Genomic DNA, 17095 nt, shown 5'->3' with positions numbered 1-17095 from the left:
ATCAGGCCTCGTCCTCCGCAGTCACCACGGCCTCTGCGGCGGATTGTTCCGGTGCGGCATTCTCGCCGGTACTACCGGGCAGGGTCACCTCGCCGCGTAGCGCTTCATGCCGGATGACGTGCACCGCCTGACATTTGCCCACGGCAAAACCCTCGCTCAGCTTGCGGGTGTAGATGTCGTGCCAGCGGCCGATGTATTGCACGATGTAGCCGTTGTTGTGGGGGTTGGCCACCAGCAGCACCATACGGCTGCCCTCCACCACCCGGCGCAGCTCCGGCAGGTTCTTCTCGTCGAGGCTGCCGACCTCGTCAAACACCACCGGCAGGGTGAACACCACATCCTCAGGTACCAACTTCTTCATCAGGATCGACAGCAGTACCGCGTTGATCATGCCGTTGGTACCGTGGGACTGGGAGGTGTCCTCCTTCTGGCCCTGGATTTCGTAGATGAAGCGCACTCCGGTGATGATTTTTTCCAGGTTCAGCTTGGTAGAGCCGCGCGCGCTGGTCAGATACTTCTCGCTGAAGTCCATCAGCCGGCGGTGGAAGGATTCACTCATCAGCTCGGTGGTACCGCGGCCGTAGTCCTGTAGCTCCTTGCGTAGTTCGATAAACGCCTGCAATGCCTGGATGCGGATGCTGACCCCAGACAGGTTGGAAATCCGGATGCCTTCCAGCGTTTCATTGATGCGGCTCTGGAAGTTCTCGATGGCCACTCCCATGCTCTCCAGCATGCTCATTTCGATGCTGGTGCGGTGGTTATGGTTGGCGATCTGGGATTTGTGGTCGTGCTCCTTTCTGTCGATGTTTTCGAACTCGGAGCGGATCTGCTCGTAGATGGCCTGGAACTCGGTGTCGTCGAGCTGCGGTTTGTGGGTAATCTCCGGCGGCACGTCCATGATGCCGGCCCCGGCCAGCACCCGGAACCGGTGCTCTGCTTCCTGGACGGCGCCGGTCAACGCCCGTAGGCTCTGCTCCAGTGGCTGGTAGTGGGCGCTGAGTTCGCCCGGATCTGTGATCAGCTGTGCGCTGATGCTCGCGGGACGCGCGCTGCTTTCAAGCTCTGGGAGACTGCGCACCGCGTGGTTGAGCTCCTGCTTGGTAGTCTTGATGGCGTGTCGCAGGTCGTCCAGCGTGCGGAGTGCCTCGGTGACTTCTTCCTGCTCCGCCAGCAGCTGCCCCAGGTGCTCCTCGGCGTATTTCAGCTCGATGTCGTATTCATCCTGTTGCGCACGGAGCGCCTCTTGTTCCACCAGCCGGTTTTGCACATCATCCTGGATGCCGGGCAAGCGCTGCAGCAGGGCGATTTCGCCTCTTAGTTCGACGATTTCGGTTTTTTTCTCCCCTAGCATTTCCTGTGACAGTGGTCCGTTGGCGGAGATGATTCGGTGGAGTTCACTGATGCGCTTGTCCACCGCCTCGATGGTGCGGCGTACCGCGTCCAGTAAGTTTTCGGCTTCCTTGCGGCTGCTCTCTTCGTCGTAGTGATTGATGCGTGCGTTTGGCAGGGGCTCTCCGCCCAGCACCAGATGACCCTCCTCGTCGAGGGTGAATAGTTCCGTGAACCCCTGAATGGCCTTGGTCTGGCTCCCCATTGGGGTGATACTGAGGCGACGGAAGTCGGCGTTCAAGCTGTTGAGCACGGTCGCGCTGTGGCGGTCCAGGTGGTTCAGGAAGCATTGGCCGAAGTCGGCGATCAGTGCCTCCAGCTTGGCGGCCTCGTTCTGCGCAGTTTTTTTCTCCCCAATTCGTTTCTGCAGTTCGGCGGTGGCGCTCTCCTTGGACTCCATGCTGCGGAGCGCTTCCTCTTCGTCACGAAGGATTCCTTGCAGGTATTCCACCACTTCCTGCGGGTCTCCGCTTTCACATATCAGTTGGTTCTGCTGGATGATGGCCTCGGCCTCCTGCAGTTTTTTCTGCCCGGTGGCGAGATTCTTTGCGAGCAGGCTCAGCCCGCCCTTCACTTCGCTAAGCTTGCGGTTGGCGATGTTGCGGCTGTCCTTGGCGCCGTTGAGCTGACCCTGCAGGCTGGTCTTGCGGCCATGCAACTCCTGCAGTTGCGGCTCAAGTCCTTCCTCCAGCGGCTCCAGTGACGCCCGCAGCAACCAGTAACTTTTGTGGGCTTTGATCTTTTGGGTATGGAAGGTGTGGTAGGCCCGGTTCAGCGCCTGCCAGTCGTCGCTGTGGTTCTTAATGGCCTGAATCTGCTGAGCGTTACGCCTCAGGCTCTCGCGGTCTTCGCTGATCTGCTTGAGGTCGATGTTCACCGGTTTTTTGGTGAGACTGATCTCGCTATCGATGATATTCGCGACGGCTTGGGGGAGGTTGCCGCCGCTCGCGCCCTTAATGTCAAAAGAAAGTTGCAGCAACGCCTTGATGGATTTCAGCAGCGCGCCACTCGGAGGTTGCACAGTGGGCATTATGCAGTAGCGGGTTTCCCTCCGCCCGGGAGTGTAGCGGGTGTACATCGCCGTACGAATCCGCTCCTGATCGTCAAACACCTCGCCGTGCATGTGCAGCAGGGTTTGCTGTACGTCGCTCAGCGCCATCCCCTCTGGGGGCTTGCCCAGGCCGTTATTGGCCTCGGAATGAATATCCCAAAAGAGGTGGCGGATGGCCTCGTAGGGCATATCGATCATGATGCGCGCGTAGCCCAGTTCTTCCTTGCTGCGATACAGCACTACACAGAAGTCACCCACCGGGTTCTCCGCTTCCAAAATCAAGAAGGAATTTGGGGAGGGGAAGTAGTAGTTGAAGCTCTTAATGCCGGAATACACCTCCCCACCCGACTTGAATTCAAACTTCTGCTCACAGTTACGGAAATTGACCTCGGGCAACAAGAATAGCTTCAGGGCGTTGAGCCCGGAGGTCTTACCTTCATTGTTGCGCGAGAGCAGGGCTGCGGTTTCATTGAGCGGGATCTCGACGTACGCGGCATTGCCCGAGTTAACCATGATGAGGGTTTTCAGCCGGTACTTGTCACCATCGACAAAAGAGTGTTGCGCGTTATTCATTAAGGGGGTCCAGATAGGTTTCCTGCTCGAGCTTTTTACCGGTGAGGTACAGGCGTTGGAGGAGGTAGGTAAGTTCTGGGTGTGCGCGTCCGGCACAATGTATCGCGGTGCGCTCGTCCTGACTCATGCTTGAGGTGGCACGGGCGAGATAGGCGTCAATATTGTCGGGCACAAGAAAGCGCGGCTGCAGGCCGGTATTCGCCAGCAATGCCTTGATGCTGCCGTAGATCTTGATGCCTCCGGCGTCTAGGTCCAGGAGGGTGTGCACCTCCCGGTACCGGGTATATAGTGTGCGATTACAGGCTTTGGCCGCTGCCTGCCCGGCGCCAAATAGCAGGGTAATCTCACTGGGGGCGGCAGACAGGCCGCAGCGGTCCACCACTAGGGCAATCGTTTCTTCAAAGCGGATGAAATTCTGCAGGTTTTCGACGATGACCAGGATGTCCCCGGCAGGTTCATCCTCGATCCAGGTTTGTCCATCCCGGCTGAAGGCGACGCGCGGCCTGTCCCAGCTGATATGTTGAATCATCAGCGCATTTCCCTCGACCCGCTCACTGTGGGACTTACCGCTATGGGATGCGCTTATGCGGTCGATGATGGGGGCGGGCGCCGGGAACTGGGATTCGATCTCCCGCAGTGACCGCTCATCAAGAACTTTAATGACGCTCTCGCCGGCGAATCGGGACTCGGGTTGCAGGCACTGCATCAGATGTCCCGGCAATACGCCATTTCTGCCCATGGCGGTCAGGAACCGGCGCCAGTTGATGGGGGCGCCATCTCTTATTGCGCTGAAGTATTCGTGGGGTTTGGGCATCAGGCTTTATTCTGCTGCGTGGGTACGATAACAGCGTTTCATCCTATAGCCGAATGAGCGTTGGCGCCAGTTATGAGGGGGTATGCCGCCCCTGATCCCTCGCACCAGTTCAGACGATTGTGGATTGTCACTGCAGAGCATGGTAATCAGCTTCCATCTACATAAACTGGTTTAGGGTAATGGAACTGCCGGAAAAGGAAGACGTCATGGATAAGAATTCTCTCCACAAGCAGATGCCGGTGCTGTTGACCAAGTCGCGCTTCAGGCGAGCCCTTGAATGCCCCACCAAGCTTTATTATGGCGAGCAGCCAAACTATGCCAACCAGAGCCTGGAAGATGACTTTCTCGCTGAGCTGGCCCGTGGCGGATTCCAGGTTGGGGCCCTAGCGAAGTGCTACTTCTCGAATGGGGAGGACCTGTCAGACCTGGATACCGGTGCCGCCCTCGTACGCACTCGAGAATTACTACACCAGGATAACGTCACCATTTTCGAGGCCGCATTCCAGTATGATCAGCTATTGGTACGTGTGGATATCCTGGTCAAGGATGGTGCCCGCTATCATCTGATCGAAGTCAAGGCGAAAGGTTGGGATTCAGCAAGTGATCGCTTCCTGAATAAGAAAAAAAGCGGAATTCTCAGCAAGTGGGAACCTTATCTCTGTGATGTCGCTTTCCAGAAAGTGGTGTTGGAAAAGGCACTGGACACCGGCAATATCGACAGCTATCTGATGCTGGCCAATAAGCAGGCCCGCGCTGCTACCGATGGGCTGAACAGCAAGTTCAGGGTAACGATGGATAGCGGCATGGTGCTGGTGTCTGGCGACCTCAGTGATGAAGACCTAGCTAACGAGCTGCTCATAAAGGTCGATGTCGACGAACCTGTAAATTTTATCCGAACAAAGTGTGACTATCACGGACAGTCCTTTGAGAGCTATATCGCGACCGTTGCGGACGCCCTGCAAAAAGGGAAGCGTTTACGCGGGAGTATTGGTGCTGTTTGTAAGAAATGCGAATTTTGCTGTACAACGGAAGACGAGGCTCTAGGTCGGCTAAGTGGCTACCGTGAGTGCTGGAAAGAGGCGCTGGGTTGGTTGGACAAGGACTTTAAGGATCCTTCGGTGCTGGAAATTGCCAACTTCCGCAATGCCGATGAGCTCCTCGCCCAAGGCAAGGCCAAACTGATAGATATCGAAGAGGCAGACATCAATCCCGCGTCAGACGGGAAACGAGGCCTTTCCAATAGCCAACGCCAGTGGCTGCAGATTATCAAGGTGCAGAAGGAAGACGGCAGTCCGGATTTATTTATAGATGAACTACGAGAAGAAATGGATCGCTGGACGTACCCATTGCACTTTATCGACTTTGAAACCATCACTGCCGCGCTTCCCTTCACCCGCGGTCGGCACCCATACGAGGGCGTAGCATTCCAGTTTTCGCATCATGTGGTTCAGGAAGATGGTGCTGTCGCGCACGCGCACCAGTTTCTGGATACTACCCCGGGACATTTCCCCAGCTTCGACTTTATCCGCAAGCTCAAGGAAGCTTTGGATAGTGACAACGGCACAATCTTTCGTTATTCGACCCATGAAAACAGCATCCTCAACCTGATCCACCGCCAGCTGCGGGATAGCGAACTGTCGGATAAGGACGTCCACGAACTGTGCACGTTTATCGAGTCCATTTCCCATTCAACGAAAGGTAGTGAACGAGAGTGGCGTGGACCGCGGGATATGGTCGATATGCTGGAATTGGTCAAGCGCTATGCCTACTACCCGGCGACCAAGGGCTCCAATTCCATCAAGTATGTACTGCCGGCCGTATTGAGCGACTCTGCTTTTCTGCAGGAGAAATACGCTCAGCCAATTTATGGCGCGACAGGTGGTATTCCCAGCCACAACTTCACAGACTGGCAGTGGATACAATGTAAAGACGGCCAGGTTCAGGATCCCTACCGCCTGCTGCCGCGCATGTTTGAAGACATGCCGGAAAACATCGAAGAACTACTGTCGGAAAGTGACAGCTTGGCTAATGGCGGTGCGGCTCTGGCGGCATACGCAAAGATTCAGTCCACGGACATGGGCGATTATGAACGCCAAGAGTTGCGCAAGGCGCTGTTGAAATACTGTGAGCTGGATACGCTAGCTATGGTGATGATTTTTGAAGCCTGGCAGGAAGTGGTGAGAGGCTAGATCGCTATCTGAAATCCGGCTTTATTGCCCGTGCGGTTCCTAGTAATGTTCAGTAACCATAAGAAAAAATTCAATGATATAGCGATTTGTAGCCGATGATCGATAGCAGTATCTCAGGTCCCTTATTTATCGGGTGGGATGTTGGCGGTTGGAACTGCGACCGCAATGCCAATAGCCGTGATGCTTTGGTGGTGCTGGACAGCGAGCGCAACATCCTAGGCCAGCCTTGGCGCGGTAATGTTCGCCGGTTGATCAATGAGGCCGCCAATACGCAGGAGTGGATACAGGCTCTACTAGCTTGTTGTCAGATAGAGGCTTCCGGTAGCCCACCATCGGTAATGTTGGCTATCGATACGCCGCTGGGTTTCTCCCAGGCCTTCCGGCAGCTGATTTCCGGTGAGGGAGCAGCTGGAACTATTGAGACATCCGCCGATAATCCCTACCTATTCCGTTACACCGAACGGATCCTCTTCCAGCGAGGTTTGACACCACTTTCTCCGGTCAAGGACATGATCGGTAGCCAAGCAACCAAAGGCATGCATGCATTGGCGCGTTTTGCACCCGAGAACCCGTCTGTAGGCATCTGGACCAACGGCACCCATCTTACTGCGTTTGAGGCTTATCCCGCTGCCTGTAAGCCTTCGGAGCTAGTGCTTGAACTACTGAAACCTTACCGCCACACGCCTGCTGCTAACCAGGTTGATGCTTGGGAAACTACGGGGTTTGGTTATGGCATCAATCACGAGGACGAGCGCGATGCCTTGCTCTGCGCTCTGGTGGCATGGCTCTATCACTTCCAGCCAGATGACCTATTCCAGCCTGATGTAGCTACACCGAGTGGTGAAGGCTGGATATTCGTACCTCGCGATGCCTTGAGCGGTGGCTAGAAAACAACCAATCAAGACGACACAAAAATAATAACAAGGACCTCAGTTACTCATGGATCTGAACCAATTCCTTACTGAATACGATGACAGCCTCGGCGGTGACCTAAACGTGGACCCTCTGGGGTTGCAGGTGATCTGGTCGGCCTTCGGCCAGGATATCTTCCGCTATCGCGTCAGCTCCATCTCCAACGACGTGCGCAATTACACCCTCAACCTGTTTCATCATTGTCTGATCAAAGATCTGGTAGAAGATGAGCGGTTGAGACTTAGCCCGCAGTTGGGAAAGACCTTTGAGCGGCTCGACACCCTCAGTTTCAAGACCGCCTGTCTGATTTATCTCGAAAACCTGTTTACCTATTCGATGATTGCGCATCAGGATGATGCCGGTGTCGATACTGGCGGTGTCTTGGGGAGCGCCAAGGCCCGTAAACGCTGGGGGAACAAGAGCGAAGGAGCGGGTAATCCGTCACTTCTGTTTGGTGATACCGACAAGAGTTACATCCTCGTCCGGCAGCCATTACTGGGGGTGAGCGGACGTTACAAGACGCCGTTGGTACAGATGGGGTTCTTTGACAAGAACTACCACTACTCCCCGCAATCGGCGCCCCTATGGAAACAGGCGCATGCATTGATCAAGCAGGTCCGACCACTGAGCCTGCTTTACCGCGCGTTGCGGGGCCATATGGAGGAGGTGCTATCCCAGCCTAGTAAGGCACCCCAGGTGGCCTTCAATCAGGTGCCAGCGGCGATCAAGTCTGGCTATGTGGAGGCCTATAAGTCACCGGCTAGGGTGGGGAGCTATGCCCGAGAATTTTGGCTAGGTGTGACACACCTGGACCGCGGCGCTGCTGGCGCACTCTACCGAGTGCTGGCATCGGCGATAGGTGGAAGCTCAAAGGCAAAGCCACAAACAATCTTCACCGAAGCCCAAGTTGATTCAGCGTTGAGCGAGCAGGAGCGCCGCCAGATCGACCGTGTCCGCCAATTGGAGCCCTTTCTGGCTGAGCTGGACCTGCTGTTTACTCTGATGCTGGTCAACAAGCAACAGACGCTCGACCAGGTTGCTGCCTTGTGGGCGAAATATGGGCGCGGCCCGCAAGTTTTGAGGGACACCGCCACTGACCTGGAGGCTTTGCTGTCGCAGTTATCGGGTACGGGGAAACGGCGCCTGCAACAGCTGCTTAAGCTTGCTCATCTGATAGATGCCAAGTCACAACTGCACCAGTTGCTGACCTACCATAATGGCGTCATGCAGGACCGAGGCCAGTCACCCTGGCTACGCCTCAGCGCCGATGGGACACTAAAGCTCGATGTGCGTTCGCGGCGTGAGCCCGACCCCGAGGATCGTCCGCGGGGGCACTGGGTCAATCACTACTACATTCCGCAGTTCCAAAACTTGCTGCAGGGGTTGCTGGGAGGTGCCGCATGAAGCTGATGCAGCGTCTGAAAAAGGAACTTAAGCAGCTCGGTCCCCTGAAGCGGGTATGGCTCACCAGCTTTAACATCAGTATTCCCTTCGTTGAAGGCCATATTCTCCCCGCCATCCTCGGCGAGGATCCGCCCAGGGACCGCATGGCCTATGAGGCGCTGCAGTTGGAGCTGAGCCAGCAGGGCATCGACTTTCGTGTCTTTTGCGATCGCCGTGCGCTGGAGGCCGATCAATTCAAACGTACGGCAATTCAGATTCACCCGGTAGAGGTGCGTGCATTTGCCCGACAGCTGGAGGGCATCACCGATCGCACACTGTTTCACCCTAAGGTGATCTATTTGGAAGATCAGGACGGCAAGGCGGTTCTCGGTGCCGGTAGTGCAAATCTCACCGTAAGCGGTTGGGGCCGCAATCAGGAGGTATTCGATTTTCGGAGGGTAAGCACCAAGGTGCAGCAACAGCAGGTTCAGCGCTTCTTTAATGGGCTGGATCGCGCTCTGGATTTGCCTGAGCAGCCGCTAGCACCTGGTAATGAAACGGACTGGCAGTTTATACACAGTTTCGAACGGGAGACGTTTCTATCCCGCCTTGGCGACGGTACCCCCCTCGAGCAGCTCACAGTCTGGTCGCCCTATATGGCGGAGGACCTGCCGGCATTTGTTGCGCGTCTGCAACAAAAGCTCGACAGCCCTGCCCTAAAGCTGGCGCTAGTGCCGGACAGGATTGAAGGGCACAAGATCCGCACTTCCTGGAGTGAGGAGCTGAGCGAGCTGCTGAAAACGGGCGCTCTGACATTCCGTGATTACCCAGCGCCGCCCCCAGACAACATCGATTTCACCCACGCCAAACTCTGGTTGGCGGAAACGGCGACCCAGGCAACGCTAGCCATCGGCTCCTGGAACTTCACACACCCAGGCACCAGCAGCTTCACCGATGCAAACGAAGAGGGTGGCGGTATCAATATCGAGGCCGGCATTCTGCACCGAAGCAAGACCGTTCCCGCCATCGCTGGTCCAGTATTAGCAGTGGGCGCACAGGACTTCGCCAGTGAGATCGAACTCGAGGACAGCGAGCTGGATGTAGACTCAGCGCCGCCTTTCGACCTGACGGTTACTTTCAACTGGCAGACCAGCAGTTACACCATCCGTGGCCAGTGGTATGTGGGGGAGCCTGAGGCCGGCTATCAACTGCAGCTGCCAGGGTTGAGAGCCCGCCAAGAGCTGATTTGGGCTGAAGACAGGAGACTACAGCCTCTTAACCTCGCGATAGAGGATGGCTCTGCACTGTTGGCCCGACATTTTTATCAGATACTGTCCTCGGACGGCGAAACTATTCGTGGCCTGATTATCGAAACCGGCCAGCGCTACCGGCGCGCCCAGAGCTTCGAGACCCTGAAAGATCTTTTCGATAGCCTGGTTACCAATAGCGACCCAGATACCAATGGTAAATTGGTGCTGCACCCGAGCCTTCGCTCCGACGACGATCCGGACGAGGCACTACCCCTAGCGACAGACGGTGATAGTAGCGAGGAGTTGACCTACTTCCGCCTGTTCTACGCCATGAAGCAGTTTCGCGCACGACTGGAGACCTGCACCGAGGCAGAGCAGCTGGTCAAGTGGCTGCGGGTCTACCCAGGTTGCCTGCAAGAGCTGGTCGAAAAGGTCCGGATGCGGCTAGATGACAAACCTGCAGCGGTGATCGACTGGTTCCTGGCGCAAGAGCTAAATACGACCTGTTGCTTCGCCCGTGAACGACTGATGTTTCTCGATGAGAAGCAAGGGCCAATGCATCTCACCACCGAGCAGTGGCGGGCTCTGGAAGTGCCAGTGCCGCCGCTGCCTTCCACAAACCGAGAGCAGCGTAAATTCATTGACTACATTGCCAGCACGAGTGGCTATCAGGAGGTGAGCCATGTCTAGCAGGGAATGGGGTGCACTACGGCCAGAGGATGTCTCCCAGTGGATCACCTTCGAGCGGGGCAATGCAGATTGGCGCTATGAGAGTGCTAACAAGACCTCCATGGCCGCCAAACAGGCTGAGGGCGTTGCGGGCTTGTGGAACCGCTTGGCCCAATACGATCTTGCGTTGCTCGCCGATGAGGTGGGAATGGGCAAGACAATGCAAGCGCTGGGGGTGATGGCGCTGCTGTGGAAGCAGAATCCGGACGCGAAGGTTCTGGTAATGGCCCCGAATCGCGACATCTGCACCCACTGGATACGGGAGTACCGGGGCTTCCTGCGCGAGCATTACAAGGAAGTTGACCATCTGGTGCGTAACCTGGCCGACGGTGGCCCCGTACACGAGCCACAGCTGTGCAAGCGCCTCCCAGATCTGCAAGAGGCGGTGAGCAGTGGCGCCGGTCATTTCTACCTGACCACCATCCATAGCCTAAGTGGATTGCTGCCGAGCGATTTGAAAGTCAGTGACGACAAGCAGCGGCTGGCCGAGCGCACGGCGCGCGAAATTAACCGAGAGATCCTGCGTGCGCTCGATGGTGCAGGCTTCGACTTAGTAATCATCGACGAGGCGCACTACTTCCGCAAAGCCGGGGGTGGCTCCCAGCGGGTTGGAGCCGCGCGAGGATTCTTTGGCTCCGGCAACAAGCGCTTGGCAGAGAGGGCGCTGCTGCTGACAGCGACCCCCAGCCATTCTTCACTCGCCGATGTGCCGGCGATCTTTAGCTACTTTACAGATTTCGACCGTGACGTAGACCTGCAGGACGCGCCAGAGCTATTGCGAAAACACGCGGTACGCCGTCTGCGCATGATGGAGGGAGCCGCCGATGATTCAGGCCAGCGGCGTTTCCATAACAAGTACAGCTATCGTCACGAGCGGGCCCTTCCAGCTGATTTCGGGGATGACCTGAGTGCTGAGCTGTTCTTTGCCCTGTATCAGAAAAAACTGGTTGAAGATGCAGCAGTCTCCGGAAACAACCGTAGATTCATGTACGGGTATCTAGAGGGGTTCGAGTCAGTGGGGGTGACCGATCCCACAGATAATCAGGATTCCGAAAACAATGATGATCAGGTGGCAGCGGACTCCTATACCACAGCGCCGGATACTCAGGTGTTGCAGGCTTTAACCCGCGAATACCATCGCCGCTTTTCGAGGTATCCAGCCCACCCCAAATATGACAAGCTCCTGCAGCAGTGCGTACCGCAAGAGATTTTTTCAACTGGACCGGATCTCCACGAACACAAGCATCTGATTTTCGTCCGGCGAATTCCCTCGGTGCGTGAAATCACCCAGCGGGTCAACGAGGCTTACGACGAGCTACTGGCCAACAGAATCGTAAAAGCCTTGGGCGTCCCCAGACCTGCCACAGTGCTAAAGGACTGGCGAGCCAAGGGCTGGTCACGGCGGTTCTTCACCGAATTCGTAGCACCGACAGGCAAGCTTACGGCTGAGGAGCGCGAACAGCTGAGTGCTGAGGATGAGGATCTCCTCGAACAAGGCGTTACCGATGAAGAAAAGCTCTCCTCGAGGATCGCAGACCTGTTTGTGGTCAAGCGTGGGCGATTCGCCCGCACCGATGCCACTAACGTGCGGCTCCGCTTTCGTAAGCCAGAAAGCCTGTTCAGCCTCTTCATGGAGCCGGCCAGCGACTACTTCAACGGCGAATACACAGCCTTCCGGCGCAAGCAAGTTGGCGAGCGGACTCGGGATTCCTTCAGCGATGTTGCACTGGCCACCCGGTTACAGTTGCATGATCGGCTAACGAGCGACAGTGAGGCGGAACATGTCGCTGGTGCAGATACGCAGCGATACGAGTCCCCTCTGCCTACCGCCTGGGGAATGATGTTTGATCTACTGCCAGAGGCTGAGCAAGCCCTTCTCAGGCAGTGGAGGGCACAGGATCTAGGTATCCTGGAGAATCTTGGCAACTACCTGAAGACGGGCTTCCTATATGCGAGCCCGGTGATGGTGGAGCTCTACTGCTGGTTTACCCAGTTTAATCGCAAAAAGAGCAGCGGCAATGCTCAGACGAGCTATCGTGCCTTTATACAGCACGTCAGGCGAGAGTTGCCCAGCTCATTGATGTTTCAATACTTCGTCAATGCGATCAGAACCTTTGAACCACTCTGCGAGAAAATCACAGATCACCGCCTTGCCGATTGGGAGAAACCCTGGGCCGAGTTGACCAGCTTGCAGAACCCGGCCTGGTTTGCCAGTGGTGAAACCAGCAATCGCCAGCGCCTAATTCTCGGCTTTAACAGCCCCTTCTACCCCAATGTCTTGGTCGCAACTTCAGTTTTCCAAGAGGGTGTTAATCTCCATCTCCAATGTCGAAAGGTTCACCACTACGGAATTGCCTGGACTCCGGGGGACAATGAACAACGCGTGGGTCGGGTGGACCGCTTGTTCGGATGTGTGAACAACCGATTGCAACAGCAGGAGAACACAGAGCTCGCGATTCACTACCCCTATCTAAACCGATCATTTGATCAGGAGCAGGTAGCGTCGTTTATCAGGATGAAACATGATGTGGAGGGCAAGATGGATGCCTGCAGACATCACGATACCGACCGTCAGATAGACTTAGCGAACGCCGTCGAGGGATGGGAAGACTTTTTACGAAGGCCTGATCAAAGCAATACGGTTGCTGACCCTTACCCGGCCGATCTGGATCCAGCTCAGTGCCCGGCTTTCGATTACCAGCCGGTCCAATCCGCAAGCTCCGAAGAACTAACAAACTACCTGCGTGGCCAGTTACACGAGATATCCCGTCTTCACGGGCACGACTTTTATCGCTTAGAGCACAGCGAGCAGCATCCCGCTGCTCAATTTTTGTTAGAGGCCACTCTGCCCCAAAGTCAGCGACGGCAACCGATCGTGGCCGAACTTCGCTATTCGTCAGAACTTTCGTCGCTTGTTTCGGGCACTGTGTACTACCTGTCGCTGATCTCACCACTGGCTACCCGTGCAGCTCTGAACGCCAATCACCAGGAGGGCCTGACCCGTGCCACGCGTAGATTCAAAGCGCAGCGCGAAGAGTTTCCACTGGTCAAGCTGGCGCTGGACAAAGACAAAGCAAATAGCCACTTCTACCTAACGGCAAGGGTCGATTTACCACTGTTTGCACTGGGCGATGGCCATAAAATGCTGTCGGGACAAGAAATAGAGCAGGCCTATCGCCAACTCTATGAATTCGCTGATCGTATGGAGATCCGGCTTTTTGCACATGAACAAGACCTTCAGAAGGACGACCTTGAAATTGAACTAAGTCAGGACAATGATGAGGCGCCTTCAGTAGAGGACGAGTCTATACCAACCGTCCGGTTGCGTCGTGGATGGCGCCGGGAGAAGACGCCCCATGGTCCTGTTGTTCTGACTGAAGTGTATCTAACCCGGAGCGAGTTCTCTGCGGTGCGCGCTCTAAGGTTTGACGGTCGAGACTCTGTGCCGGACAAGCTGGCGATGTTATCGCTTAACAACGGCGTGCCACTGCTGCAATTCTATCCCAGCGGGAATCACAGGGCGGTGCAGTTGGCGTTCCCCCATGGGGATATACAGGAGGGTGAATTGCAGCTGCTAACACGCTGGCTGGAGCATGTCTCGAGCAATGTGGCCACGCGATCGACCAGTGTTGTATTGGAACCCGTATAACGCAAAGCGGAAGGCATTTGAGCATCTACCAACCGGAGGATGGGCTGTTTGTTTTTCGAACAACTTTTACGTGTTTGACGCCAGACCTAAGGATGCTTGAATCGGTGATGCTTTGGTGACTTAAGTCTCATTTCTGCTAGTCTACCCGGATAGAATAAGCGCCACTCAGCGGTGTAGATTTGATAAGTGATTGGCCAATAAATAGCCAGCGCCTTAGGGGGAAGACACTTGATTTCGGCCTATCACGCGAAATACTACGCCCATGAATTGACACGGCGCGATACCGCCCACGGCATCGGCCGCCTGTCCCATTCATTGTTCGACGCCAAGGTTGACCTGAATCCGCATCAGATTGAAGCAGCACTGTTCGCCCTGCGTAACCCCTTACAGCAGGGGGTGCTGCTGGCGGATGAAGTCGGTCTCGGTAAAACCATCGAGGCAGGCTTGGTCGTCTGTCAGTCCTGGGCGGAGCGCCGCCGGCGTCTGCTGGTAATTTGTCCGGCTAGCCTTCGAAAGCAGTGGGCTCAGGAGCTGCAAGAGAAGTTTGCGGTCCCCACGGTAGTGGTCGATGCGGTTTCCATGCGTAAACAAAGCGTGGGAGACCTGCTTTCTACCTTACAAGCTATGGCAGGCAAGGCCGTCGTCATCATGTCCTATCCTTTCGCCGCTAAGCTGGAGGCGGAGCTGCGCGCCATCCCCTGGGATCTGGTAGTGATTGACGAAGCCCACAAGCTACGTAATGCACATCGTTCAAGCAACCGTACCGGGCAGGCCTTAAGGCGCGCATTGGATGGCCGCAAGAAGGTGCTGCTAACGGCCACTCCATTGCAGAACTCGCTAATGGAGCTATACGGTCTCTCCACACTCATCGACGAGCACATGTTTGGCGACGAAAAAGCGTTTCGCCGGCAGTATGTACATGGAGCTGCTTCCATGGATGAGCTGCGAGCCCGCCTGGGTTCTTATGTCAACCGTACATTGCGGCGTGATGTGCTGGAGTACATTCGTTATACGGAACGGAAGGCGCTGACTCAGCCATTTGAGCCAATCGATGAGGAGCAATCTCTCTACGAGCGTATTTCAGCGTTCTTGCAGCGCGAGGATTCCTACGCTTTGCCGAGGCAGCAGCGCCACCTTACAGCTCTGATACTGCGCAAATTGCTAGCCTCCAGTTCCCACGCGGTGGTGGGTACCCTGCTCACTATCCGCGACCGTCTTGAACGGATGTTGAATGGCGCAGAGGAAGATGACGGCAGTCAGCTACTCGAGCAACTCGTCAATGATGACGATCTGGAGCAGGATTACCTGGAGGACGAAGGCGACCTTGAAGGTGGTGAGCAGCGACAGCTGCAAAAGGATAACCTGCGAGAAGAAATCGCCGAATTGACCGCCTTTATCGATGCCGCTAATGCCCTGGAGACTGATACTAAGGCCCAGGCACTACTCAAGGCGCTAACCCTCGGTTTTGGCAAAATGGCTGATCTGGGCGCTCCTAGGAAAGCCATCATCTTCACTGAATCCAAACGCACGCAGGAATACCTGCATCGCTTTCTCTCAGCCAACGGGTACCAGGACAAACTGGTCCTGTTTAGCGGAACCAATACGCACGAAAACTCTACGGCAATCTACCGGGACTGGTTAGAAGAACATCAGGGTAGCGACCGCGTAACCGGTTCCCCACAGGTAGATCGCCGTACCGCACTGATCGACCATTTTCGCAAGGACGATGGCAGTGGTGCGGAAATTATGATCGCTACGGAAGCGGCCGCCGAAGGTGTGAACCTGCAATTCTGTGCACTGATCATTAATTACGACCTGCCGTGGAATCCACAACGGGTAGAGCAACGCATCGGCCGCTGCCATCGCTACGGCCAGCGTTTCGATGTCGTGGTAATCAATTTTCTTAACACCCGCAACCAGGCAGATCAGCGCGTGCTGGAGTTGCTTACAGAGAAATTCAATCTTTTCTCCGGAGTATTTGGTGCATCCGATGAAGTACTAGGCCGGGTTGAAGGTGGGCTTGATTTCGAGAAGCGTATCCTGCAGATCTATGACACTTGCCGCCACCCCGAGGACATTGAGGCTGCGTTCAACACCTTGCAAAGCGAACTCGAAGAGGCGATCACCGACCGGATCAAAGACACCCAGACCCAGCTACTGGAAAATTTTGATGAGGATGTGCACGATCGCCTCAAGCTGCGTCTCGACGAAGCCGAAGCGCGGCTGGACAGGATTGGCCGCTGGTTCTGGGGCGTGACCCGCCATGCACTGGCCAAGTGTGCTCGGTTCGACGAGCAGTCTTATGCTTTTTCCCTGACTCAGCCTCCGCAAGCCATCGCCTCGCTGGCACCAGTTGGTCGCTATCAATTTATTCGCGGCGCTTCTCAGCCAGACATGATGGCGCACGCCTATCGGCTGAGTCATCCATTGGGGGAATGGAGCATTGATGCCTGCCTCAAGACAGAAACTCCCCCGGCTCTACTCAAGCTGGATTACGCCAAACACGGCTCGCGGGTTTCGGTCATCGAGCAGTTACGCGGCAAATCAGGGTGGCTTACTTTGGTCCACCTAAGCGTCACCGCCTTTGATACCACCGATGCCCTTTTATTTACGGGCATTACAGACGGTGGCCAGGTATTGGATCAGGAAACCTGCGAAAAGCTGATGGCCATCCCGGCAGCTGCCAAGCCGGAAACCCTGAGCTCCGAAATGCCGGGAATTCTTGTGGCTAATAGTGAGCGCCGGGTTCAGGCCAGTATTGCCGAAGTATTGGAAGCCAATCAGCGGCTGTTCAATGAAGAACGGGATAAGCTGGAACGCTGGGCCGACGACAAATTGTTGGCCGCTGAAGAAGCCCTGCGCAACACAAAATCACGTATTGCACAGTTGAAACGCGATGGTCGCAAGGCGGAAAGTTTGCAGGAACAGGCAGAGATTCAGCGCGAGCTTGCGGAGCTGGAGCGAAAACAGCGTCGCCAGCGTCAGGAAATCTTTGTCGTAGAAGATGAGATTATTGAAAAGCGCGATGCGTTGCTCGACTCGCTGCAACAGCGATTAAATCAAAAGGCAGAAACTACAACCCTCTTCACCTTACGCTGGCAAGTAGTCTGACCCTCGGGGATTAAGACAGTAAAAGTTTAAAGCGAATATCAATAT

Annotated in this window: 8 protein-coding genes; 6 read left to right on the top strand and 2 right to left on the bottom strand. The window is 55.7% G+C overall.

The window, feature by feature from the left end; genetic code table 11:
* Position 1 precedes the first annotated feature (1 nt).
* Positions 2 to 3013, bottom strand: a complete 3012-nt coding sequence (locus AUP74_RS03375; RefSeq protein ID WP_069946324.1) for a hypothetical protein — start codon at positions 3011 to 3013, stop codon at positions 2 to 4.
* Positions 3006 to 3827: a toprim domain-containing protein gene (locus tag AUP74_RS03370; RefSeq protein ID WP_069946323.1), complete on the bottom strand. Its 822-nt coding sequence runs from the start codon at positions 3825 to 3827 to the stop codon at positions 3006 to 3008. The genes AUP74_RS03375 and AUP74_RS03370 overlap by 8 nt, the downstream gene beginning before the upstream one ends.
* A 179-nt stretch (positions 3828 to 4006) precedes the next feature.
* Between AUP74_RS03370 and AUP74_RS03365 the strand changes: the two genes are divergently transcribed.
* The 6 genes from AUP74_RS03365 to AUP74_RS03340 all read left to right on the top strand — a co-directional run bounded on the left by AUP74_RS03365 (position 4007) and on the right by AUP74_RS03340 (position 17050).
* Complete coding sequence (locus AUP74_RS03365) at positions 4007 to 6016, top strand: DUF2779 domain-containing protein (RefSeq protein ID WP_226999882.1); 2010 nt, start codon at positions 4007 to 4009, stop codon at positions 6014 to 6016.
* Between the two features lie 95 nt (positions 6017 to 6111).
* Positions 6112 to 6903, top strand: coding sequence for a hypothetical protein (locus AUP74_RS03360; protein ID WP_069946322.1), 792 nt, complete (start codon positions 6112 to 6114; stop codon positions 6901 to 6903).
* Positions 6904 to 6955: 52 nt separating this feature from the next.
* Positions 6956 to 8332 (top strand): hypothetical protein, encoded by a 1377-nt coding sequence (locus tag AUP74_RS03355; protein WP_069946321.1) that lies wholly within the window; start codon positions 6956 to 6958, stop codon positions 8330 to 8332.
* Positions 8329 to 10251, top strand: a complete 1923-nt coding sequence (locus AUP74_RS03350) for a phospholipase D-like domain-containing protein (protein WP_069946320.1) — start codon at positions 8329 to 8331, stop codon at positions 10249 to 10251. The genes AUP74_RS03355 and AUP74_RS03350 overlap by 4 nt, the downstream gene beginning before the upstream one ends.
* Positions 10244 to 13939 (top strand): DEAD/DEAH box helicase, encoded by a 3696-nt coding sequence (locus tag AUP74_RS03345; protein WP_069946319.1) that lies wholly within the window; start codon positions 10244 to 10246, stop codon positions 13937 to 13939. Before AUP74_RS03350 ends, AUP74_RS03345 begins: the two co-directional genes overlap by 8 nt.
* Positions 13940 to 14167: 228 nt before the next feature.
* Positions 14168 to 17050 carry an SNF2-related protein gene (locus AUP74_RS03340; RefSeq protein ID WP_069946318.1) on the top strand — a complete coding sequence of 961 codons (2883 nt, stop codon included), beginning with the start codon at positions 14168 to 14170 and terminating at the stop codon, positions 17048 to 17050.
* Positions 17051 to 17095 lie beyond the last annotated feature (45 nt).

It is taken from the genome of Microbulbifer aggregans, from assembly GCF_001750105.1.
Lineage (GTDB): Bacteria > Pseudomonadota > Gammaproteobacteria > Pseudomonadales > Cellvibrionaceae > Microbulbifer > Microbulbifer aggregans.
This window is presented reverse-complemented; position numbering and strand designations above follow the sequence as displayed.